The following is a 751-nucleotide window of genomic DNA, read 5'->3' as shown; positions in this document are numbered from 1 at the left end:
GACGCCTGTTCGATGCCCGGCTGGCACTGACATTGCGCCACCACGGTGTCGACGAGTTCGCTACCCGAAATGTCGACGACTTTGCCAGCTTCGGTTTTTCTCGCGTGTGGGACCCGATAACCTCGGACCGCTGAACACACCGGCACCCGGCCGCGGACCGCGCACGCCCTCGGATCCAGGCTTGCCGCCAAGGGCGAGCGCGCTGATTTGTTTGTGGTCGGGGGCGCGGCCATGGCACTTGCTTACAGCACCCGCCGATCCACCCGTGACCTCGACGCCGTTTTCGAGCCCAAACAGGTCGTGTACGCAGCCGCCAAGGTCATAGCCCGCGCCCATAGTCTGCCTGAAAACTGGCTCAACGACGCGGTCAAAGGATTCCTACCCGGAGCCGACCCCAACGCGACGACGCTCTTCGAGCAACCGGGCATCAGTGTGCGAGTCGCCTCACCGCGTTACCTATTCGCCATGAAAGCCGCGGCCGCACGCATCGAACGCGACACCGAAGACCTGCACGCCCTCTACCGCATCTGTGGCTTCGGATCGCGCGACGCAGCCCTCGACTGCGTCGCTGAGCATTACCCACCGCACCTGCTTTCCCCGAAGACTGAGCTTCTACTGCGCGAACTGCTCAGCCCGTGACCCCACCCGCCGTCGGCCCCCGAGGTGAGGTCCGGGCGACCGTTCCCGGGCGGCCGGGGCGCCGCTCAGGCGCCGAAGAAGTTGAACACGTCGAAGCCCAACCCGACCACAT

General features: G+C 65.5%; 2 pseudogenes. Both read left to right on the top strand.

The window, feature by feature from the left end:
* Positions 1 to 134: pseudogene (locus F6Q13_RS18500) on the top strand (VapC toxin family PIN domain ribonuclease); the annotation flags it as partial.
* 58 nt (positions 135 to 192) lie between these two features.
* Positions 193 to 639 (top strand): annotated as a pseudogene (locus F6Q13_RS18495) (DUF6036 family nucleotidyltransferase); the annotation flags it as partial.
* Between the last annotated feature and the right edge of the window lie 112 nt (positions 640 to 751).

It is taken from the genome of Mycobacterium sp. (genome assembly GCF_008709575.1).
In the GTDB taxonomy this organism is placed as follows: Bacteria; Actinomycetota; Actinomycetes; order Mycobacteriales; family Mycobacteriaceae; genus Mycobacterium.
Note: the sequence above shows the minus strand (reverse complement) of the source record. Positions and strands in the feature narration are given on the sequence as shown.